This is a genomic window from Bradyrhizobium sp. 197, from assembly GCF_023073375.1.
GTDB lineage: Bacteria > Pseudomonadota > Alphaproteobacteria > Rhizobiales > Xanthobacteraceae > Bradyrhizobium.
The window spans coordinates 225,358-245,863 of record NZ_JADPJJ010000143.1 but is presented as its reverse complement, the minus strand read 5'-3'; the positions used below and the strand labels follow the sequence as shown (position 1 = coordinate 245,863).

Sequence of the window (20,506 nt, the reverse complement as noted above, 5' to 3'; positions counted from 1 at the left end):
CCGAAGCAAAATGCCCCGACCATCAAGAGAGGGCGCGACGACCCGAAAAGATTCGCGGCACCGTGCAATTTTTTTCGCGCTCAGCTTCCGACTGCCTGATAGGCCAGACGCTTGAATTCGAAGAAGAACGGATTCCAGAAACCCATGTAGCGCTGCGTCATCAGCACGCCGGCGGTATTGGCCTGCGGGCAGATCCACCAATGGGTGCCGGCAAGGCCGCCCCACTGGAATTCGCCGGTGGAATTCGGGGGATCGAACGGCGTCGGCGCGAAAGTGACGGCGCCACCGAGGCCAAAGCCCTTGCCGGGGATCGGGCCGAGATTGGCGAAGCGGATGGTCTGGCCGGCGGGCAACTGGTTCGTCATCATCTGCCGCAGCGTCTCCGGCTTCAGCAGCGCATCCGGGCCGGGTAGCAGCGCCCGTACCAAAGCGAGCATGTCGGGCAAGGTCGAGACCAGCCCGCCGCCGCCCGACAGCCGCGGGAACTGCCGTCGATAGGCCTGCGGATAAGGCAGATTGTCGGCCCGGGTGAGGCCGGGCTTCATCGGGTCCAGCACGTCGGCACCATTGTACAGCGCGACCAGCCTGCCCTGCTGCGCGTCCGACACGTGGAAGCCGGTGTCGGTCATGCCGAGCGGCTCGAAGATGCACGCCTTGAAGACGGCGTCGAGCGGCTTGCCGGAGACGACCTCCACGACACGCCCGAGCACGTCGGTCGCAACCGAATATTCCCAGGACGAGCCGGGATGATAGGACAGCGGCAGATCGGCGAGCTGGTCGATCATGCCGGTCAGCGGCGTGAGCGGATTGAGGATGATCGCCTCGTTATAGCCTTTGAACAGCACCGAGCCGGGATCGAAGATGCCGTAGCTGAGGCCGGCCGTATGGGTGAGAAGCTGGCGGACCGTGATCGGGCTCTTGGCTGGCTCGACGTCGGCAAGGCTCGAAGCGCCCGGCTTCAGCACCTTGCGATTGCCGAGTTGCGGCAAGAATTTCTCGACGACATCATCAAGCCCGATGCGGCCTTCCTCGACCAGCAGCATGACCGCGCAGGTGACGAAGATCTTGGTATTGGAAAACGCCCGAAAAATGTGATCGGGCCGCAGCGCGGTACTCGCCTCGCGATCGGCGAAACCGACGCATTGCTGATCGACGACCTCGCGCCCGCGCAGCACCGTCCAGGATGCGCCAGGAATGATCTCCTGATCGACGTAACGCTGCATTGCCGTCCGTGTGGCGGAAAAATCAGGTGTTCTGGCGTCCATGTGCTTCCCCCAATGATGGTTGGGATCGATATAGCGTGAATTCGCCGGATATGAAGCCCGTCCGAACGGCGCAGCTCAGTCCTGCTTCATGAACGCAGTGACGTGCAGGCGGCGCCGAATCCGCATCCCCTGCCGCTGGTACAGCGCGATGGCTGACGAGTTGCTCGAAAACACGTGCAGGAACGGAATTTCGCCGCGTGCCTCGATCTGGCGCGCGACCGCCGCGAGCAGTGCCTGCGCGTAGCCTCGCCCCCGATGATCAGGGTGGACGCAGACGGCCGTCATCTCGACGAAATTGCCCGGCTTCATGCGCTCGCCGGCCATCGCGACCAATTCGCCGCCGGTGCGGATGCCGAGGAACGTGCCGAGCTCGTGCGTGCGTCGCGCGAAGGGACCGGGCTTGGTCAACTCGGTCAGCGCCATCATGGCGGGAACGTCGGCCGCACCCAATCTGACGATCTCGGCGTCGCGAAGCGGGCTGTCGGCGGGCGAGCCGATCATCTGCTCGCAGGGTCCGGCGAGCACGACCTTGAAGCCGGCGGCAACGTCGACCGTATCAGGCGTAAACAGCGCAGCGACCTGCGAGCCGGACAGAAGATCGCCGAGCGCGGCAAAGCTCGCCTCGGACATGTCGACCATGTCGGCAAACGGCGTCATGTTCACGGGGTAGCGCAGCGCGCGCGGGCCCCCTTCGGTCAGATGTTTGTGGCTGGTCGTGAGCGCGCTCCAGATCGGGCGATCCAGCAGCGTCACGTCACCGTCGGACACCGTCTCAATCCTTCTCGAAGCTGACGATGACGGCGGCATTGGCGATGAGGATGGGGTCGTTGCCCTGTTCCGGGGCCGAGGGAATCTCCAGCCCACCCTTGACCGCGTTGACGGTCACCGTGCCGTAAGGCAGCTCCTTGGCAACGGCTTCCTTGTCCACGCTTTCCGGATTAGGCACCGCGATCGTGACGTCGACGAACATGTCGTTCGCGGTCTTGTTGATCATCCGGAAGAAACCGAGGCTCGAATGCCTGATGGCATCAGACACCGCACGCTTCGCCGCCTTGGTGGCGTCCTTGCCGTGGACGTCCACGCCCATGCCCATCTCGGTGATACAGCGAACGCGAGTCATGCTCATTCCTGTCGGTGCTGGAATTCAGAGGGGCTGAGCTTCCGCGATCCGCGCCTCCGGCACAAGCGCCTTTTCGCGCAGGAAATATGCGTTGCGGTCCTCCTCCTGCGCATTCACGACCGCGCGAATTCGCAGCAGATCCTTGCGCGCCACCAGACCCACCACACGATGGTTGGCGCGGTCGACCACCGGCAAGCGGCCGATATCCGAGGCGACCATGAGATCGGCGACCCGCCCCAGGACGTCGTCGGGATGTGCCACCACTGCCGACGTATCCGACACGACATCGTCGAGCGTTGCGGCCTGGTGATCGCCCTCGGTGCGCCAGCGCAGCACGTCGGCACGGGTGACCATGCCGGCGAGCCGCCCGTCGGCGGCGACCACCGGATAGGATTTGTGACGGCGCTGGTCGGAGGTGAAGAAAGCGACCGCCGCGTCGACAGGCATGCCGACCGGCAGCGTGTCGACATTCGTCACCATGACATCGGCGGCGCGCAGCAGCTCGAATGGATCGATCGCGTATTCGCGCGTGATGTGCTGACCGCGGCGCGCAATCTTCTCGGTCAGGATCGAGCGCTTCAGCAGCAGCACGGTAACCGCATGCGCCGCGCCGGTTGCCGCCAGCAACGGCAGCAGCATGTCGATGTTACCGGTCAGCTCGATCGCGAACATCACGCCTGTCAGCGGCGAGCGCATCGTGCCGCCCATCATCGCGGCCATCCCGACCAGCGCCCAGAACGACGTTCCGCCGGGCAGCACCAGTCCCTCGATCCAGCCGGCCGTGCCGCCGAGGATGAGCAGCGGCGCCAGTACGCCGCCTGACGTACCCGAGCTCAGCGCGATTACCCAGATCGCGGACTTCACCAGCAGCAGCCGGATCGCCTCGTCGCGCGCCATGTGACCCGACAACAGATCGGCGATCACATCGTAACCGACGCCGAGCGCGCGCGGATCAATGAGTCCGCCGAGGCCAACGGCGAGGCCGCCGAGCATCGGCCACCACATCCAGTGCACAGGTAGATGGTCGAACAGGTCTTCGATCGCGTAGAGCAGCCGCGTCATCAGGCCGGATTGCAGGCCGGCCACGATCCCGACGCCGACCGCAGCTGCCAGTCCCCACCAGGGCAGATCCGGCCGCTCCGCGAACGGAAACAATGGCCCCGTCCCGAACAGCAACGGGCGCCACGCCGCCGAGATCACCGCCCCCGTCACGACAGGCAGGAAGCTGCGCGGCTTCCATTCAAACAGTAGCAGCTCGACTGCGAGCAGGACCGCCGCGATCGGCGTGCCGAAGATCGCCGTCATGCCGGCAGCGGCACCGGCGACCAGCAGCGTCTTGCGCTCGGCTGCGGTGAGATGGAAGCACTGCGCGAAGATCGAGCCGATCGCACCGCCGGTCATGATGATCGGCCCCTCGGCGCCGAACGGACCGCCGCTTCCTATCGACACCGCCGAGGACAGCGGTTTCAGGATCGCGACCTTCGGCTGCATCCGGCTGCCGCCGATCAGGATCGCCTCGATCGCTTCGGGGATGCCGTGGCCGCGGATCTTCTCCGAGCCGAACCGAGCCATCAGCCCGATCACGAGGCCACCGAGCGCCGGCGCCAGCACCATCCAGATCCCCGGATGGGCGTTCGCGAGCGAGACATTCTCGGTGCTGATATGACCGAACCAGACCAGGTTGGTCACCAGCGCAATCAGCTTAAGCAGCACCCACGCGGCTCCGGCGCCGAGGCTGCCGACCAGCACCGCCATGCCGATCAGGACCAGCACGCGGCGGTCGGCGGTGAAATCTCCGGGCTTGCCGCGAGGACGCGGGAGGCCGCCGGTAATGTCCACGGTCTGGCGCATGAATTGCTCTTGAAGGATTTGATTTGGGAGGGATTCTTGTGCCCGCCAATATATCGTAACACGATATATATCAAGGAATGGCTGCCATGATCCTCCGAGACCATCCGATGGCCTGGGCGCTACTTCTCCCGCGCCCGGAGTTCGTCGACCAGGACCCGCACATTCTCCGAATAATCGATCGGGATCACGACCAGATGCACGCCGCCTTCCTTGAAGGCGGCATCCAGCGTCGGAGCAAAACTGTCGATGCTCTCGATTCTATGTCCCTTCGCCCCATAGGCCTGCGCGTACAGGACGAAATCGGGATTGCCAAAGGTCATGCCGAAATCGGCAAAATGGTCGACGGCCTGTTTCCAGCGGATCATGCCATAGGCGTTGTCCTCGAGCACCAGCACGACCAGGTTGAGCTTGAGGCGGACGACGGTCTCCATCTCCTGGCTGTTCATCATGAAGCCGCCGTCGCCGGCGACCGCGAGCACGCGGCGGTCGGGATAGAGCATCGCGGCCATCATCGCCGACGGCAGGCCGGCGCCCATCGTCGCCAGCGCGTTGTCGAGCAGCAGCGTGTTGGCGACGCGGGTGCGATAGTTGCGCGCGAACCAGATCTTGTACATGCCGTTGTCGAGCGCGACGATACCGTTCTCCGGAATGACCTGCCGGATGTCGTGCACGATGCGTTGCGGCGTCGGCGGCCAGCGCGCTTCAGTGGCGCGATCGGCGATCCGGCCGAGAATCGTTTCGCGCAGCGGCAGCAGCGCGGCGGCTTGCGGCAGCTTGCCTTCGAGCCGGTCGGCGAGCAGTTCCAGGCTCGGGCCGACGTCGCCGACGACTTCCGCATCCGGAAAATACACCTGCTCGACGCTGGCCGGCGTGTAGCTGACGTGAATCACCTTCGGGCCCGAGGGCCCCATGATGAAGGGCGGCTTCTCGATCGGGTCGTGGCCGATCGCGACGATCAGATCGGCGGCGTCGATCGCGTCATGAACGTAGTCGCGTTCGGACAGCGCGGCAGTGCCCATGTAGAGATTGGTACCGCCCGGCACCGTGCCCTTCCCCATTTGCGTGGTGAAGAACGGAATGCCGGTCCGCCGCACGAAGGTCGCGATGCCGTGCGTCGCGCGCGGCCGGCTGGTCGCAGCGCCCATCATCACCAGCGGGTGCTTCGCAGCCAAAATCATCTCGGCAGCGCGATCGAGCGCGGCGCGATGGGCGACCGGGATCTCGATCGGATGAACCGGGATCATCGGGACATCAGGCACTTCATCGCCCGCGATGTCCTCGGGCAGTTCGAGGTGCACCGGCCCCGGCCGCTCCTCCATCGCCACGCGAAACGCATCGCGCACCACAGTCGGGATGCTGGAGGCGCTGATGATCTGCCGCGACAGCTTCGTCAACGGCTTCATGGAGGCAACCACGTCGACGATCTGGAAACGCGCCTGCCGGCTGCTCATGATCGGCTTCTGGCCGGTGATCAAGATCATCGGCATCGCACCAAGATGCGCATACGCCGCGCCCGTCGACAGATTGAGCGCGCCCGGGCCGAGCGTGGAAAGACAAACTCCGGGCTTGCCGGTCAGCCGCCCATACGTCGCCGCCATGAAGGCGGCGGCCTGCTCGTGGCGGGTCAGGATCAGCTCGATCCTGGAGGTACGGAGCGATTCCACCAGATCGAGATTCTCCTCGCCGGGCACACCGAAGATGCGGTCGACGCCTTCGTTCTCCAGCGCGGCGACAAACAGGTCCGAGCCTTTTGCTTTGCGTTCCTGCCCACTCATGTCGCCTCCCGGTCACAATGTCGGCTCCCGTGTTCCACGGCAGCGGAGGCATGGTAACGGTCCGCAGCGCAGGCACAACTCACAAAGAGGCGCGCAGCTGCATCATCCCTGTCATCGCGAGCACAGCGAAGCAATCCAGACTGTCGCCGCGGAGAGATCCTGGATGGCTTCGCTGCGCTCGCAATGACGGAGTGTGGCGACAACGCTCCTCCCTCTCGTGTCCCGGACGCGGTGCGGCACGCAGTGACGCTTCGCAGAGCCAAGGAAGCTACGCCCATCGCTGTTGCACAGGCCCCGCCTCCAGCGCACCGCGAAGAGGCGCTGCGCTGCGTCTGGGGCACGACCATCGTTGAAGGACTGGCATGGGCTCGCATCCTCGCGGCATGTTCGCCCGAGCTTTGCTTTGCTTCATCGCCTTGCCCTCTTATGAAAGAGGGCGCAGGGAAGACCGGGTGCCGGCTGGCACCCACGGTCCACTGTGCGAAAGTTGCGCTACGAAAAGCTGCACAGCGGCATACAGGTGAAGCCAAACAACCGGCCTTCCCTGCGCAGCGGTTTTACGGCTTATGCCGTGCTCTCCCCGGGGAGCGATGCACTATTGCCCCCGTCGCCTCACAGATGCGCGGACCCGGTCGGGCCGCCACATCACCGCAAGACTTGACGCACAGACCCCGGGCGTCAGGACGACACGGTTTTGCCGTACGCGAGAGCGCACCGGTCGTGTGCGCGACGCCTTCGCTCACGGTTGCCCGCCCTGCGAAGCCGTTCGCGCCAGTGTGCCCAGCGTCCGCCGCCGCCCGGCCCGCGTTCGTGACGATCGCGATACGCCCCTCTTCCTTGGGCCGGAGTGAGGCGACACATACGTCGTTTCCGAATTTCGGTAAACTGGAATATTTTTGATGGCCGGCATCGACCAACGGATGGCGTGTTTTGCCGACGGGCAACACAAAGTCTTGTAGCCCGGCGCCCTCACCTCGCCATCAGGCTAATCTCCGTGACGAGGCGGCGTTGCAAGCCGCGTGCGCCGTGCTATCGCTTGGGCGATGACTCCCAAAACCTTCGAAACCCGCTGCCTGCACCTGCCCGCTGTCACCAAGGTGGTACAGTGGGAGGGCACCTCCGTGTTCAAGGTCGGCGGCAAGATGTTCGCACTCGGCGGCGGCTTTGCCGCGCGCTCCGGCGGCTACATGTTCAAGGTCTCGAACATGGCCTATGCCATGCTGATCGAGCACGGCCTCGCGCGGCCGGCGCCGTATCTGGCGCGCGCCAAATGGGTGCAGCTCGTCGGCAACAGCGCACTGTCAGACGCCGAGCTCACAACCTATCTGGCGCAGGCGCACACGCTGATCGCGGCGAAACTTACGCGGAAGTCCCGCAAGGCGCTGGGCCTGGACTGAAGCGCGGCCGCTGCTGAGGCTGCTGAAGCGAGGGCCTGCAGTGATTGACTTCGATAATATGCCTGACTAAAGTCAGACATCATGCTCGACCCTGTTTCCCGCGTCCGCCGCTTCAACCGTGCCGTCACGTCGGCTGTCGGCGCGCTCGATACGTCATTCCTGGGACGCGGGCGGCCACTGGGGGCGGCGCGCGTGCTCAACGCGATCGGGCACGGGCGGTCGGACGTGGCCGAGATTCGCGACTATCTCGGCCTCGATTCCGGCCTGATGAGCCGCCTGCTCCGCAGCCTCGAGGACGAAGGGCTGGTCGAGACCATTGCGCATGAAGATGATGCGCGCCGCCGCGTGGCAACGTTGACACGTGCGGGCCGGCGCGAGTTCGCGGCCTATGAGGCGCTGTCGAATACGCAGGCCGAGAGCTTCCTCGCCCAACACTCGCAACGCGAGGCGCTGCTGGCGGCGATGGATTTGATTGCCTCCGCATTGACGCGCGAGCGCGTCACGCTGGACGAGATGGATCCACGGAGCGAACAGGCCCGTTATTGCCTCGGCGAATATTATGGCGAGCTCGGCCGCCGCTTCAAGCAGGGCTTTGACGTCTCGCTGTCGCGCGATCCTGACGCCAAGGATATGCGCCGCCCGCGCGGCACGTTCATCGTCGCGATCTCGGACACGCTGCCGATCGGCTGCGTCGGGCTCAAGGGCACGGATCACGGCTATGCCGAGATCAAGCGGCTGTGGGTCGCACCGGCAGCGCGCGGATTGCGGCTCGGCCGGCGCCTCATGGAAATGACCGAGGATGCTGCGCACGGGCTCGGCATCAAGCTGCTGCGGCTCGACACCAACAGCGCCCTGGCGGAGGCCGGCCAGCTCTACCGAGGAAGCGGCTGGACCGAGATCCCCCGCTTCAATGACGATCCCTACCCGGACCTGTTCTTCGAAAAACGTCTGTGAGCGCCGGCGCCGATCGGCCTGTTGCCGCGTTATGGCCGGAGCCGCAGGAGCAACGCCATGACCAGGTCCGACCTCGCCGACATCTACCGCGACTACATCGCCTGCCTGAACCGGCGGGATTGGCCCGCCCTCGGACAGTTCGTCCACAATAACGTCTGCCACAATGCGCGACCGTTCGGACTATCCGGCTATCGTGCCATGCTGGAGCAGGATTTTCGTGCAATTCCGGATCTGCATTTCGACATCGAGCTGCTGGTCTGCGATCCGCCGCAAATCGCCGCCCGGCTGAAGTTCGATTGCACGCCGGCTGGAACGTTTCTGGGGCTGGATGTGAACGGCAGGCGCCTGTCCTTTTGCGAAAACGTGTTCTATCAATTTCGTGACGGAAAAATACGGCAAGTGTGGTCCATCATCGACAAGCGCGCGATCGAGGCGCAGCTCTAGCGCTGCGCCTCGATGAACCTGCTTACGCCGCCGCCGGCGCCACCTCCGCTTGAGGCTTCGCGAACGGCCTGAAATTCATCGCCATCAGGAAGGCGCCGAGGCCCATCGCCCAGGAGGCGATGTAGAGCCAGGCGTAGCTCGAGAACGCATCGTAGATCAGGCCGCCCGCGAGCGGGCCCGTGGCCATGCCGAGGCTGCCGGCCATCGCGGTGCCGCCGATCACCGTACCCATCATCTTGAGCGGAAAGTTCTCGCGGATCAGCACCGCGTAGAGCGGCATGGTGCCGGCATAGATGAAGCCGAAGACGGCCCCGACCGCGTAGAACGTCGCAAGCTGATGCGCGAAGACATAGGCGAGTGCACCGAACGCCTGCAACAGCAGACCCGAGACCAGCACGCGCTTGGCACCGAAACGGTCGCCCATCAGGCCGAAGGCGATGCGCCCGCCCATGCCGGCAAAGCCCTCGATGCTGTAGATCGTCACCGCCGCAATCAGCGGAATGCCGCAGCTCACGGCATAGGAGACGGTGTGGATGATCGGGCCGGAATGCGTGGCGCAGCAGAAGAAGTTGGTCGCGAGCAGGATTAAAAATTGCGGCGAGCGCAGCGCCTCCGTCAGCGACATTTCCCCTTGCGGCGCACCCTCGCCCGCAGGCGCGGCCACGGCGTGCGCGAGCGCCGGCGGGGGACGCACCAGGAACGAGACCGGGATCATGATGGCGCCAACCACCAGCGCCACGATCTGCATCGAGGTGCGCCAGTCATGGCCGGAGACGAGCCAGGCCGCGAGCGGCGCCATCGTCATCGGCGCCATGCCCATGCCGGCCGACACCAGCGACACCGCGAGGCTGCGATGGGTGTCGAACCAGCCGGTCACGGTCGCCATCATCGGCGCGAAGATCGCTGCACAGGAGGCCCCGACCAGAAGGCCAAAGACGAACTGAAACGCCAGCAGCGAGGTGGCGTGGCTCGCCGCGAACAGGCTGACGGACAGCACCGCCGAGCCCGTTAGCACCACCGGCCGCGGCCCGAACCTGTCGCTCAGCGTGCCCCAGGCCATGCTGGTACAGGCCATCGCCAGAAAGCCGATCGTCATCGCGCTGGAAATGCCGGTCACCGACCAGCCGGTGTCCTTTGCAATCGGCTGCAAAAACACCGGCAGCGAAAACATGCCGCCGATCGCGACGCAGCCGAGCAAGCCGCCCGCGGCGACGACCACCCAGCGATATGAGGAAGAGTTCATTTTGGTCTCCCGTCAGGTCTGTCTGGGTGGAAGACGAATGGGAACTGCTCGCGCCGACAGCCGGCACCACGGCATCGAGCAATTTTTTCGGGACCGGCCGCGCTCACGCTCCGCTTAGTTCGCCAGTCTCTGCTTCCCGATCCAATCATTGATCAGCTTGGCGACGTCGTCGGAGTTGCGGTCCATCATCATCATGTGGGTGTTGCCCTTGATCCCCATCCTGGGCAGTTCGAACGTATCGACCTTTCCGCCCGCAGCCGCGACCGCTTGCCCCCATTTAGTCGGATTGACCACGAGCTTGGACCACACCGGGACCTTGTCGAGGAAATCACCCCACACGATCAGATGCGGTACGCCCTTGAGTTTCGCAGCATCGGCCTTGGCCGGATCGGGTGCCCCGGACGGCTCGACGGTGATCAGCGCCTTCACCTTGTCCGGCGCATTGAGGGCGGCGGTGAAGCCGAAATTGCCGCCCTGGCTGTGCACCAGGATGATGCACGGGCACACCTTCTGCACCAATGCATCGTAGGCTTTTTGCGTGGCCGCGTCATTGGTGGCCCAGCGCGGAATGCCCTGCTTGGCGAACTGGTCGAACGCCTCGATCGGGAATTGCTCGCCCTCGAATGCCTCGCGCTTGCCGCCGACCTCGTAGCTCGGCCCGATCCGGAACAACTCCCATGCTTCCTTCTTGGGCCGGAAGAACGGCTCGCTCTTGAATATCTCCGGATAGCGCGCCCAGGAGGCGCGGCCGCGCTCCACCGCATCCGAGACGTAGACGTCATAGCCCGCATTCAGGAAGAACTGCTGCCAGCCCGGCTTGCCGTCGGGCTTGGTCTCCCATGTCACCCCCGAAAGGCCGCCGCCGTGCCAGAGCAGCAGCGGCAATTTCGACTTCGGCGCTGCCTGTTTGACGAACTGAACGTACATCTGCTCGACCTCGAACTCGCCGTTCGGATCGACCTTGATCGGCGGCGCGCCTGGAGAGAACACGATCTCCTTGGAAGCAAGACCGCTCAGCGTTTCGGTGTGGCCGCCGACGTGAAAGCTGCCGACTTCCTTGACCAGATAGTCGGCCGCGGCCGGCGTTGCCGCTGCGATGGTCGCCGCCAGCGCGATTGCGATTGTGCGCATGAAGTTTTCCTCCGACTCTTGTTGTTGGCGGCATTGTCGCCAACAAGAATGTCGAAAACAACCCCATGCACAGTAGACGGCCCCTGCGGGATCAATGGCTTACGATGTGCCTCAACTGCAAGACCGCGATTTGACTCGTCGGGCAAAACACCGGCATCATGTCATGATCCCGCCAACGCCGTCGCAATCATCCCTGCTGTGTCCTCTTGACGCTGCGGCGCCACTCGCTGACGGTCAGCCATACCGCCGAGACTAGAAAATAGAGCGCGCCGACCGCAGCATAGCCCGCGACATTCGCGATCGATGGAGACATCGGCGTCGTGGCCTGAAAGATGAAGAAGCCGCCTGCGAGCGCCGACTGGGCCCCGCTGAGCACCATGGCCCATTGCGCGCCAAAACTCCTCCAGCGGCGGATGGCCGTCCCGAGTTGGAGCAGTCCTGACAGGATCGCCCAGGCCCCGAACACTCCGAGCACCCGGTTCATGCTCATCTGCAAGGCAACAAGCACCGCGACGGTGGTCGCCAGGCTGACCACGACGTTCAGAGCCTGCGTGCGGTTTTGAGCGAGCCCGCCGCTGCGCAACGCGTCGACCAAGTTGGCCGCGGCGTCCCATGCCGGGTAGAGCACGAGCAAGGCTCCCGCGATCACCGGAGATGACGGCCCGACGGCAAACGAAGCTCCGACCCAGGCGACCGAGAACGCCGCCCGGATGAAGTAGTAGAACTTCAGCCATCGCTCGCGATCGGCACGAACGATATCCAATTGATGATACGCCATTCCACTCTCCTTTACCTACTAGTTGGTAGTCTTTCGCTAGCAAGGCGCCTCGCCCGGCTTGGCTGCCGGGTGTAGTGGTCGTCTCGCCGATGTCTCTCAATGTCTGGTGGACAGCCGATCCAGCAGCGGGGTGGTGATCACACCGAACATTTTTGGATCGCCATAGGCGCGCGCCGACAGCATCGCGCCGTGAATGGTCGCCATGAAGCCTTCAGCCTCGACCTTGGCTGTGCCGGAGAGTTTGAACCGCCCCTTCCGCTTGCCGCGCTCCATCACCGATGTCAGCCACGAAGCCAGCGAACGGAAGTGCGCACGGACTTCGAGCGCGACTTCCTCCGGCAAGATCGGAAGCTCGCTGGCAAGCAGCGCGCACACGCAGAACGGCGCCGTCGCATCATTGATGCACGCTTCCCAATACGCGGCATAGTTTTTGAGCTGATCGCGCGGATCAGGGACATTGCGCTCGAGCGCCGACAGTCCCGCCTCGGCTTCGGCGCGGTAGCGCGACACGAGGGTGCGGACCAGATCGACCTTGCTGGCGAAATGGTGGTGGATGCTCGGCTTGCGGATGCCGATAACATCGGCCACGTCGGCGTAGCTGAAGCCGTTATAGCCGCCCGCGATGATCAAGGTGCGCGCGCAGGCGAGGATGTCGTCGGCAGTCGAGGAAACATTGGTCATGGCCGATTAGCTACCTTCCAGTTGGTAGGGCGTCAAGAACGGGATGCTTCAACCATCCGTGAGTGGTAGGAGCCTGCATGACCATTCGCCCGATCGTCCGCTATCCCGACCGCCGCCTCGCGATGCCGGCTCGCCCCGTCACTGCATTCGACGCCGCCTTGCGCGAGCTTGCAGCGGATCTGCTCGAGACGATGCGCGCTGCGCCCGGCATCGGCATCACGGCGCCGCATATCGGCGTGCCCTTGCGCGTCGTCGTGCTCGAGCTCGACGCTCCGGACGGCCCGCGCACCTACGTCAACCCGGAGATCGAATGGGCCTCGGCCGAGATGATCCTGCATCGCGAAGGCAGCGTCTCGATGCCCGGGGTCAACGACGACGTCCAGCGCCACGCCCGCGTGCGGATCAGCTATCAGGATATCGACGGCAACATGCAGACCGAGGAGTCCGAAACCTTGCGCGCTGTTTGCCATCAGCACGAGATCGACCAGCTCGACGGTATGTTCTGGATTCAGCGGCTGTCGCGGCTGAAAAGGGAGCGGCTGGTGAAACGGTATGAGAAGATGTCGCGGGGCTGAAGGTGACTGTTCGCTCCTCTCGCCATTTTTGTTCGTAATTTATCAAGCCCTCTTCCCGCTCCGTTTGGTCATGGGAGCGTTACGACGCTCGCGTTTGCCGCGCGCGATCTCGGTCGCCAGCGCGTCCAGCTTCGGCTCCCAAAAATTTCTGAATTGATCGATCCATGCATCCACCGCCCGCAGGCCCGCGACATCGACCGAATAGAGTCGTCTCTGCGCCTCCGCCCGAACCGTTGCAAAGCCGCTCTCGCGCAGCACCTTGAGGTGCTGCGACACAGCCGCCTGCGTGATCCCGAACTCGGCCCCGATCACTTCGACGACCTCGCCGGACGCCATTTCCCGAGGCGCGAGCAGCTCGAGGATGCGACGGCGCACGGGATCAGCGAGGACCTCGAAGATTTGCATCAGCTTCCTGTGCCCGGATGGGCGATGTCAGGCGGCATCTCACCGCGATAAAAAGCGATGGTGCGGTCAGAGCGCTGCTTCGCCGAAGCCGCATCGACCCCGCTTGCGACGTGCGCCGCGCGCCAATACTCGCCGCTACCCGTCATGAATTCCTTGCCCGCAGGAGAGCCCATCCATGCCTCGGCCGTCTCATGGTCGACCGATGCCCCGGTCACAAGATATCTCTCAAGTCCCGCAATGGCGAGATCCCAACCGATCCCCACTGCCCCTGGACCGAACTGGTTCCAATGGTCCTCAATGATCGCGGTATGCTCAAGCGTCAAGCGCGCCTGACTTCGTTCTGCTGTCAGCTTGACATCGATCCAGCTCATCGCGCCGCCGAATTCCCAAGTCGCAGCAAAATGGGTCGGCGGCGTGCATGCCGTGATGGTACCGCCTGCATTCCCCTTGAGCTGGTACTTTCCACCGAGCCGGAGATCTCCCTCGACCGGCAAGAACCACCGCGGAATGCGCTGCTGGCTGGTCACTGCGTCCCAGAGATCGTCGACGCTCGTCTCGTAAAGCCGCGTCAATGTCACTGCACTGGCGGCTTTCCCGTCCTTCTCGAAATTCTTTACCGACCGCGTCACAAGCCCCAATACCCTGGCGACGTCGATTTCCATGGCGCTCCTCCTTGTCGTTTCATGCAAGAATGAATACCGGTCGAAGCTAATATAAGTCAATTCTTATATTCAGGAGAGATACTGCTCAGATATTTCGCCGGCGGCTTCCCGAGCGCCTTCTTGAACATCGTGATGAAGGCCGCGACCGACTCGTAGCCGAGGTCGGCCGAAACCTGCTGCACGCTGGCGCCGGAGGTGAGTTCTCGCAAGGCGACGATCAGGTGCAATTGCTGACGCCAGCGCCCGAAGCTCAGCCCCGTTTCCTTGACGACGAGACGCGCGAGGCTGCTCTCGCTCAGCGCAACGCGATGGGCCCATTCGGCCAGGGTCCTGCGGTCGGAAGGGTCTTTTGCCAGCGCTGCAGCAATCTTCTTCAAACGCGGCTCGGGCGAGAGCGGCAGATGGAGCTGCTGAACCGGCATGTGAGGGAGTTCGCGCAGAAGGACGCTCGCCAGGAGGGCCACCCTCGCCTCGTCATCCGCGATCTGATCGGACAGCTCGACGATCACTTCACGCAGCAGCGGGGAGATCGAGAGCGTGCAGCACCGATCCGGCAAGTCCACGACGTCGGGCTCGATATAAACGAAGAACAGCCGGGCATTTTCTGTCGCGAGGTTGCTGTGCTGCATGCCCCCGGGCACCCAAACTGCGCAATGCGGCGGCACCATCCACAGGCCATTGGGAACGCGAGAGGTGACGCCGCCTCCCAACGCAAAAACAAGTTGCCCTTTGCGGTGCCTGTGATCGGGCACCTCCGCCTTGGTCCCGATCACGTCAACGCGCACGGCGATGACAGGTGCGGAGCGATCGTCCACATCGAGATTCGTCCACGGAAAGCGAAGGGACTGCCGCATGCTTGCCTGTTTTTAGCAATTGATTGGCGGAATATCTAAATCGAGCAGATAAGAAAGTCGATAGGCTGTCGCCTGAACCTGCCTGGCTGCGGCCAGGTGCGCACACGCGAGCAAGAGATACGACCATGCATGCCTTCACGACCGCTACGGCAGCCGAACGTGTGGTCCGCACACAAGCCGGCTCCGTGCGTGGCGGCCCGCGCGATGCCAGCGGCGTGCTGGCGTTCAAAGGCATTCCCTACGCAGCACCGCCGGTCGGACCTTTGCGTTGGTGCGCACCGCAGCCGCCCGCACCATGGGACGGCATGCGCGATACGCTGGTGTTCGGCGCGGGGTGTCTATCGGCGCTCAAAAACGACCAGCGGCCGGGACCGCGCGACGAGGATTGCCTCTATCTCAATGTCTGGACCGCGGCGAAGCACGCGGACGAGAAGCGGCCCGTGATGGTGTGGATTCACGGCGGCGGCTTTCAGTTCGGCTCCTCGGCCAATCCCGCGACCGACGGCGGCGCGTTGGCCGCCAAGGGTGTCGTCGTGGTCAGCTTCAATTATCGCCTCGGCATCTTCGGCTTCTTCGCCCATCCCGATCTCGACACGGAGGCACCCTCAGGCAATTACGGCCTGCAGGACCAGTTGATGGCGCTGCGCTGGGTCAAGGCCAACATCGCCGGCTTTGGCGGTGACCCCGATAACGTCACCCTGTTCGGCGAATCCGCCGGCGCCATGGCCGTCGGCATTTTGATGGCCTCGCCGCTCGCGCATGGACTGTTTCACAAGGCCATTGGACAGAGCGGCGCGTTCTGGGATGGCAAGCACGGCCCACTCCAGGGCTTTGAAGAAGCTCGCGCGCGTGGTCTCGCTTTCGCCCGGCAACAGGGCAACGGGTCCATCGCGGCCTTGCGCAGCATGCCGGCCGACCGGTTGAATGCAGCCGCGCCGTGGAGTTTCAGGACCAGCCCCGTCGTGACCGCGTTCTCGCCGAGTATCGATCATCACGTCGTGCCTGATGTGCCCGCGCGGCGATTCCTGCGCGGCGAACAGATGCACATCCCCTTGCTGGCGGGCTGGAATGCCGCCGAGGAAGTCCCTTTCGCCCCGCAGTCCCTCCCCGATCAATCGGCGAAAGCCTTTGTCGCCGCGGCTGCGGAGATGTTCGGCAAGGAACGCATCGCCGATTTCCTGAAGGTCTATCCCGCCGCGACCGACGTGGAGGCCAAAGCGTCCGCGGCGGCGCTTAACGGCGACACTGTGGTCGGCGAGCAATGCTGGCAGTGGCTGCGGCTGCATCGCCGCGGGGGACGTGCGCCCGTTTACGGTTATCACTTCAGCTACACCTCGCGTTACACGCCGGTCGCCTCGCATGTCACGGACATTCCGTTCGTGTTCGGCACCCTGACGCCGCAACAGGTGATCGGCAGCACGACGCCACCGGCCGAAGAAGACCGCGCCCTGGCGCGGACGATGATGAGCTATTGGGTGAATTTCGCCGCACACGGAGATCCCAACGGATCCGGCCTGCCGCCCTGGCCCGCCTATGACGAGAACGATGTCGTGCAGATCCTGGGCACAAAGATCGAAGCCCACCGCAATCCGCAAGCCGCTCGCTTCAGCTTCCTCGACAGTTTCAGGCAGGACGGCATATTGCCGATGGGCTGGCGGGATATGCCGTAGGCGACCTCACCCGCCGGCCATCAACTCCTTCGCCAGCGCCATGTAGGCCGGCAGCGTCACGGGATCGTTGGCGGCGTTGCCCGCGGCCGGATGCGAGGCGTAGCGCGCGATCACCATCTCGGCTTTGGGATCGACGTAGATGCCCTGGCCGTGAACGCCGCGCGCCATGTAGGCGCCGTGGGCGTTGTGCGTGACCCACCATTGATTGCGATAGGACGCACCAGGCAGCGTGGTGTAGCCGGCCGGCTTGAATTTTTCGGGATCGCCGCCGCGCGCGATGTCCTCGACCACCGATGAAGGCACGATCTGCCGGCCGTTGAAGCGGCCGTGATTGCGCATGGTCTCGCCGAAGCGGGCGAGATCGCGCAAGCAGGTCGACAGGCCGCCGCCGCCGCTTTCGGTGCCGATACGATCGACGTGGTAATGCGCGTCCTCCTCCGCGCCCATCAGCGTCCATATCCGCTCGGAGAGAAGATCGGACAACGTCATGCCGCTGGCGCGCCTGATGATCCAGGCCAGCACGTCGGAATTGACGGTCTTGTAGGCAAAGGCCTTGCCGTGCTCGCCCTGCTTCTTCTGCGCGACGAGGAAATCGAAAATATTGGTCGCTCCGTCATAGTCCGGCGGAATCGGCGCCATGCCGTTCGCCCGCCGCAGCCCCCACACCGCGGAATTCCTGTCGGTGTAAACTTCGGTGTATGCGAGCCCCGTGGTCATATCCATGGCCTCCCGCACGCGCGCGTCGCCGAAGGCGCTGGCCTTCAGCTCCGGCACATACTCCGTAACAGGCGCCTGCGGATCGATTTTGCCCTCGGCGACCAGAATGCCGGCGAGCGTGCCGGTGAACGATTTCGTCACCGACATCGCGATATGCGGCTTGTGCGGCTTCAACGCGCCAAAGTAGCGCTCGTAGATCAGCTTGCCCCGATGCATCACGGCGATGCCGTCGGCATAGGTCTCCTCCAGCATTTTTGCGAACGTCATGGGACGTCCATCCATCGTGATCGAGGCGACGGCGCCGATGTCATGGTCTTCGCGCGGAAGCACCGACGCGGGCCCCGCCCCGCGCCAGACGTTCACGGTCGGCACCAGCTGGCGGATGTTGCTCCATGCCCAGCGGAGCTCGGGGAAGCTGCGGAACGAGCCGTTCTGGAAGCTGACGGTGCGGTCCGGTGCCGGCGGGAAGCCTTTCATCCAGCCGAGGGTTTCGGGGTCGGTTTCGGTGGCGGTTGCGGGTGACTGGCTGGGGTCGGCGGCGGTGGACATGAAGGCAGGCTCCAGAGGGGACGCCCTGGTCGTAGCACGGGAGCGCGCAACAGAGACCCGGCGTTTGTGCAAGGAGACCTGCACGATGAGGCGCAGCTATTTCAGCGGCAGAAAAAGCTCCGCGACCGTCTCATGCTCGGGCACCTCCGGGAAGAAGCTCAGCCGCTGGCAATAGATCGGGAAGTCGCGCGCTTCCTCGCCGCTGGCCGGGAGCCACTCGCGATAAAGAAAGAGCGCGGCCGGCTCCAGATTGTCGGCGTAGCCGACGACGCGCAGCACGGCGCAGCGTCCGCCGGGAATCTCGCCGGCCTTGATCTCTTCGCCGTTCGCTTCGATGAGCTGGCCGGTCCCGACACAAAGGTCCATGCGATATTCGGCGGGCGGCACAGGACGCCGCTCGGAATGCCAGACATTGAAGGTCGGACTTGTCCTCGGGTGAAGGCCGGCGGCTCTGCGCCACGCGATGAACCGCTGGATGGTGGCGGGAAGTGTTTCAGGGCTCCCCCGATGCTCCATGATTGCCACCGGAGTCGGGGTCACATCGCGTATCGTCACGTCGGCGGCGGTAAAAATTATCTGCATGAGCTTGTTCCTGGCGTTGTCGAGAGGCCCGAAGGCCGCAAGCCACGGCTCCCAGTCGGGAGACTTCCGGAACGACGACGGCGATTGCCCGAACCGTTGCCGAAAGGCGCGGGCGAAGGCGTCAGGTGCATCGTAACCTGCATCCATCGCGATCTCAGTGACATCAAGGGCGTCCATGTAGGCCAGCTGATGCGAAGCGCGCTTCATACGGGCCAGCTGGACATAGCGATGCACTGACAACCCGAAGGTGGCGGTGAACTGCCGGTGGAAATGAAATTTTGAGAAGGCCGCAACACCGCTCACCGTGTCCAGGTCCAGATCATCGTCGAGATGCCGGTCAATATGATCCAGCACCCGCCGCATCCGGGTCTGATAGTTTTGCAGCGCCGCCTTCATCGTCCCTCCTCCGTGGCGGCTCAATCTAGACGCTGACGGCCATGGTTCGCCCGACCGATCTTGCGGTTTGGCACGGATTCCGTCAGGAGGGCGGCAACTCGACAATGTGATCGAGCACAGGCACGCCGAGCGGCCGGAAGTGCCTGACACGACCGCACCTATTGCTTGAAACAATGCTCGCGATGCCAATTAAGAAAATGGGGGTGAGGCCGATCGGATATCCGATGCGGCGCAAGGGCGCGACCGGTCTTGTTGATGATCGACCGCACTCCGTCGGGATCATTTGTTTGGCGCGAGATCAATATCTCCAAATCGTCTGCCAAACTGATCAGACCGCGATCGAACATCCAATGCGCGGTACTTGAAAGAGCGATGCCATTGCTGATGATGTCCGGACCGCTCGCCTCAACCGGTCGTATGTGAGCCGCGGCGACTTCTGCGCGCCCCATCCCGTTGATGAGCTTTAGCCCAGTAATCGCGCAACGCTCATCATAGGCCCGCAACACGATCCGACGAAAAACTCGATCGCGTAAGACTCTCGACACTGTGAGGCTAACGCGGTCTCCCTGCTGGTCGCACTTAAACGGCGCCTGCCTCTCCTCAACCTGAAGCAGTCGAACGTCCTCATCCACCCGGGGCAACAAGGGCGCGCCCTCCGCCAAACCGAGTTCGCATATTCTATTGAAATCGTCCGGAGAGATTGGGCGGACTGCCGACTGCGCACGTCCTGAAATTCGGCCCTGCTCATTCAGGACGCCGCGCTCTGCGGGACCAGTCGGCCCGTTGAAAGGGACTGGATTGGCAAAATCGAGATAACTTCCGGGCTCGATCAGAGCGAGATACATCCCCGAGGCACCAGGGTCGGGAATCACCTGCTGAACCCGAGCAATCGCAAAGTAGCCGCGCGTCTCCGAGACCTTGCTTGGTTCGTAATAGATGATCCAATCGCCGATGCAGGCTTCAACACGGCGGAGATAATGACTGGGAAACTGATATTATTCAGCCGGGCTGTCATCGTAGATCGAGTCCGATCGATGGATGAATACCCCAAATCCCATGATTTATGCGACGACGCCTCTCGAGGAAGTAACTGCCTAATCCAGTGATGCCGAACCTGGAGAGGAAACTCCCTACTCCCACTCGATTATTTTGAGCGATTATAATGCTTTGATTTAACAGACAAAAGTCTTTCCCTGTACGACGAAGAACCGACTGCCCGATCCGTCAGAAATTTGCACTCTTGAATTCAAAGGAGAATTTCGGCGATTTGGAATTTGCTCGGTTTCAGCGACTATCGCCGACGATCGGTCGATTTTTTTGAAAGCCCGACGAATGTAAGCAGAAACGCCTCGCTGAAAAAAGACCGTCACCGTCCATGCGACCGGGGATTTTTGGTCCAATCGCGCCGATATGGCGCGTCGAATCGGCGAGCGCCGTGAAGGGTCAGTCCAAACCCA

General features: G+C 63.5%; 19 protein-coding genes and 1 pseudogene. 5 read left to right on the top strand and 15 right to left on the bottom strand.

The window, feature by feature from the left end:
* Positions 1–80 precede the first annotated feature (80 nt).
* The 5 genes from IVB27_RS32500 to IVB27_RS32480 form a co-directional block, all read right to left on the bottom strand.
* Positions 81–1,265, bottom strand: a complete 1,185-nt coding sequence (locus IVB27_RS32500; protein ID WP_247446863.1) for a serine hydrolase domain-containing protein — start codon at positions 1,263–1,265, stop codon at positions 81–83.
* Between the two features lie 75 nt (positions 1,266–1,340).
* Positions 1,341–2,033 carry a GNAT family N-acetyltransferase gene (locus IVB27_RS32495; RefSeq protein WP_247446862.1) on the bottom strand — a complete coding sequence of 231 codons (693 nt, stop codon included), beginning with the start codon at positions 2,031–2,033 and terminating at the stop codon, positions 1,341–1,343.
* Between the two features lie 4 nt (positions 2,034–2,037).
* On the bottom strand, positions 2,038–2,385 hold the full coding sequence (locus IVB27_RS32490) for a Lin0512 family protein (RefSeq protein ID WP_247346143.1): 348 nt from the start codon (positions 2,383–2,385) through the stop codon (positions 2,038–2,040).
* Between the two features lie 24 nt (positions 2,386–2,409).
* On the bottom strand, positions 2,410–4,236 hold the full coding sequence (locus tag IVB27_RS32485) for a chloride channel protein (RefSeq protein ID WP_247446861.1): 1,827 nt from the start codon (positions 4,234–4,236) through the stop codon (positions 2,410–2,412).
* Between the two features lie 119 nt (positions 4,237–4,355).
* Positions 4,356–6,011, bottom strand: coding sequence for an acetolactate synthase large subunit (locus tag IVB27_RS32480; RefSeq protein WP_247446860.1), 1,656 nt, complete (start codon positions 6,009–6,011; stop codon positions 4,356–4,358).
* A gap of 1,043 nt (positions 6,012–7,054) precedes the next feature.
* Between IVB27_RS32480 and IVB27_RS32475 the strand changes: the two genes are divergently transcribed.
* The 3 genes from IVB27_RS32475 to IVB27_RS32465 all read left to right on the top strand — a co-directional run bounded on the left by IVB27_RS32475 (position 7,055) and on the right by IVB27_RS32465 (position 8,806).
* A complete protein-coding gene (locus IVB27_RS32475; protein WP_247446859.1) occupies positions 7,055–7,408 on the top strand; it encodes an MmcQ/YjbR family DNA-binding protein in 354 nt (117 codons plus the stop codon).
* 81 nt (positions 7,409–7,489) lie between these two features.
* Positions 7,490–8,362 (top strand): bifunctional helix-turn-helix transcriptional regulator/GNAT family N-acetyltransferase, encoded by an 873-nt coding sequence (locus IVB27_RS32470; RefSeq protein WP_247446858.1) that lies wholly within the window; start codon positions 7,490–7,492, stop codon positions 8,360–8,362.
* Between the two features lie 57 nt (positions 8,363–8,419).
* The gene (locus IVB27_RS32465) at positions 8,420–8,806 is read left to right on the top strand and encodes an ester cyclase (RefSeq protein ID WP_247446857.1); all 387 of its coding nucleotides are present in this window, start codon (positions 8,420–8,422) and stop codon (positions 8,804–8,806) included.
* A gap of 22 nt (positions 8,807–8,828) precedes the next feature.
* On the opposite strand, the gene IVB27_RS32460 is transcribed toward IVB27_RS32465, so the two are convergent.
* The 4 genes from IVB27_RS32460 to IVB27_RS32445 form a co-directional block, all read right to left on the bottom strand.
* On the bottom strand, positions 8,829–10,049 hold the full coding sequence (locus IVB27_RS32460) for an MFS transporter (RefSeq protein WP_247446856.1): 1,221 nt from the start codon (positions 10,047–10,049) through the stop codon (positions 8,829–8,831).
* Positions 10,050–10,163: 114 nt separating this feature from the next.
* Positions 10,164–11,180, bottom strand: a complete 1,017-nt coding sequence (locus tag IVB27_RS32455; protein WP_247446854.1) for an alpha/beta hydrolase — start codon at positions 11,178–11,180, stop codon at positions 10,164–10,166.
* A gap of 187 nt (positions 11,181–11,367) precedes the next feature.
* The gene (locus IVB27_RS32450) at positions 11,368–11,958 is read right to left on the bottom strand and encodes a DUF308 domain-containing protein (RefSeq protein WP_247446853.1); all 591 of its coding nucleotides are present in this window, start codon (positions 11,956–11,958) and stop codon (positions 11,368–11,370) included.
* Positions 11,959–12,054: 96 nt separating this feature from the next.
* Positions 12,055–12,639: a TetR/AcrR family transcriptional regulator gene (locus IVB27_RS32445; protein WP_247446852.1), complete on the bottom strand. Its 585-nt coding sequence runs from the start codon at positions 12,637–12,639 to the stop codon at positions 12,055–12,057.
* Between the two features lie 77 nt (positions 12,640–12,716).
* Here IVB27_RS32445 and IVB27_RS32440 point away from each other — a divergent pair, with 77 nt between their 5' ends.
* A complete protein-coding gene (locus tag IVB27_RS32440) occupies positions 12,717–13,214 on the top strand; it encodes a peptide deformylase (protein WP_247446851.1) in 498 nt (165 codons plus the stop codon).
* Positions 13,215–13,256: 42 nt separating this feature from the next.
* Here IVB27_RS32440 and IVB27_RS32435 read toward each other — a convergent pair whose 3' ends face one another.
* Genes IVB27_RS32435 through IVB27_RS32425 form a run of 3 tightly spaced genes read right to left on the bottom strand, consistent with a single transcriptional unit; the run spans position 13,257 to position 15,135 of the window.
* Complete coding sequence (locus IVB27_RS32435) at positions 13,257–13,619, bottom strand: ArsR/SmtB family transcription factor (RefSeq protein ID WP_247346113.1); 363 nt, start codon at positions 13,617–13,619, stop codon at positions 13,257–13,259.
* On the bottom strand, positions 13,619–14,281 hold the full coding sequence (locus IVB27_RS32430) for an SRPBCC family protein (RefSeq protein WP_247446850.1): 663 nt from the start codon (positions 14,279–14,281) through the stop codon (positions 13,619–13,621). The genes IVB27_RS32435 and IVB27_RS32430 overlap by 1 nt, the downstream gene beginning before the upstream one ends.
* Before the next feature lie 56 nt (positions 14,282–14,337).
* On the bottom strand, positions 14,338–15,135 hold the full coding sequence (locus IVB27_RS32425) for an AraC family transcriptional regulator (RefSeq protein ID WP_247446849.1): 798 nt from the start codon (positions 15,133–15,135) through the stop codon (positions 14,338–14,340).
* Positions 15,136–15,260: 125 nt separating this feature from the next.
* Here IVB27_RS32425 and IVB27_RS32420 point away from each other — a divergent pair, with 125 nt between their 5' ends.
* Positions 15,261–16,805 (top strand): carboxylesterase/lipase family protein, encoded by a 1,545-nt coding sequence (locus tag IVB27_RS32420; protein WP_247446848.1) that lies wholly within the window; start codon positions 15,261–15,263, stop codon positions 16,803–16,805.
* 6 nt (positions 16,806–16,811) lie between these two features.
* Here IVB27_RS32420 and IVB27_RS32415 read toward each other — a convergent pair whose 3' ends face one another.
* From IVB27_RS32415 to IVB27_RS32405, 3 genes and pseudogenes are all read right to left on the bottom strand, one after another.
* Complete coding sequence (locus tag IVB27_RS32415) at positions 16,812–18,071, bottom strand: serine hydrolase domain-containing protein (RefSeq protein ID WP_247446847.1); 1,260 nt, start codon at positions 18,069–18,071, stop codon at positions 16,812–16,814.
* Positions 18,072–18,167: 96 nt separating this feature from the next.
* Positions 18,168–19,049 carry an AraC family transcriptional regulator gene (locus tag IVB27_RS32410; protein ID WP_247446846.1) on the bottom strand — a complete coding sequence of 294 codons (882 nt, stop codon included), beginning with the start codon at positions 19,047–19,049 and terminating at the stop codon, positions 18,168–18,170.
* Positions 19,050–19,207: 158 nt separating this feature from the next.
* Positions 19,208–20,107 (bottom strand): annotated as a pseudogene (locus tag IVB27_RS32405) (HNH endonuclease).
* Positions 20,108–20,506 lie beyond the last annotated feature (399 nt).

Bases quoted from the DNA above. Each gene is read 5' to 3' on its own strand.
- IVB27_RS32500 (WP_247446863.1), bottom strand. From the start codon at position 1,265: ATGGACGCCAGAACACCTGATTTTTCCGCCACACGGACGGCAATGCAG.
- IVB27_RS32490 (WP_247346143.1), bottom strand. From the start codon at position 2,385: ATGACTCGCGTTCGCTGTATCACCGAGATGGGCATGGGCGTGGACGTC.
- IVB27_RS32485 (WP_247446861.1), bottom strand. From the start codon at position 4,236: ATGCGCCAGACCGTGGACATTACCGGCGGCCTCCCGCGTCCTCGCGGC.
- IVB27_RS32480 (WP_247446860.1), bottom strand. From the start codon at position 6,011: ATGAGTGGGCAGGAACGCAAAGCAAAAGGCTCGGACCTGTTTGTCGCC.
- IVB27_RS32475 (WP_247446859.1), top strand. From the start codon at position 7,055: ATGACTCCCAAAACCTTCGAAACCCGCTGCCTGCACCTGCCCGCTGTC.
- IVB27_RS32470 (WP_247446858.1), top strand. From the start codon at position 7,490: ATGCTCGACCCTGTTTCCCGCGTCCGCCGCTTCAACCGTGCCGTCACG.
- IVB27_RS32465 (WP_247446857.1), top strand. From the start codon at position 8,420: ATGACCAGGTCCGACCTCGCCGACATCTACCGCGACTACATCGCCTGC.
- IVB27_RS32460 (WP_247446856.1), bottom strand. From the start codon at position 10,049: ATGAACTCTTCCTCATATCGCTGGGTGGTCGTCGCCGCGGGCGGCTTG.
- IVB27_RS32455 (WP_247446854.1), bottom strand. From the start codon at position 11,180: ATGCGCACAATCGCAATCGCGCTGGCGGCGACCATCGCAGCGGCAACG.
- IVB27_RS32450 (WP_247446853.1), bottom strand. From the start codon at position 11,958: ATGGCGTATCATCAATTGGATATCGTTCGTGCCGATCGCGAGCGATGG.
- IVB27_RS32445 (WP_247446852.1), bottom strand. From the start codon at position 12,639: ATGACCAATGTTTCCTCGACTGCCGACGACATCCTCGCCTGCGCGCGC.
- IVB27_RS32440 (WP_247446851.1), top strand. From the start codon at position 12,717: ATGACCATTCGCCCGATCGTCCGCTATCCCGACCGCCGCCTCGCGATG.
- IVB27_RS32435 (WP_247346113.1), bottom strand. From the start codon at position 13,619: ATGCAAATCTTCGAGGTCCTCGCTGATCCCGTGCGCCGTCGCATCCTC.
- IVB27_RS32430 (WP_247446850.1), bottom strand. From the start codon at position 14,281: ATGGAAATCGACGTCGCCAGGGTATTGGGGCTTGTGACGCGGTCGGTA.
- IVB27_RS32425 (WP_247446849.1), bottom strand. From the start codon at position 15,135: ATGCGGCAGTCCCTTCGCTTTCCGTGGACGAATCTCGATGTGGACGAT.
- IVB27_RS32420 (WP_247446848.1), top strand. From the start codon at position 15,261: ATGCATGCCTTCACGACCGCTACGGCAGCCGAACGTGTGGTCCGCACA.
- IVB27_RS32415 (WP_247446847.1), bottom strand. From the start codon at position 18,071: ATGTCCACCGCCGCCGACCCCAGCCAGTCACCCGCAACCGCCACCGAA.
- IVB27_RS32410 (WP_247446846.1), bottom strand. From the start codon at position 19,049: ATGAAGGCGGCGCTGCAAAACTATCAGACCCGGATGCGGCGGGTGCTG.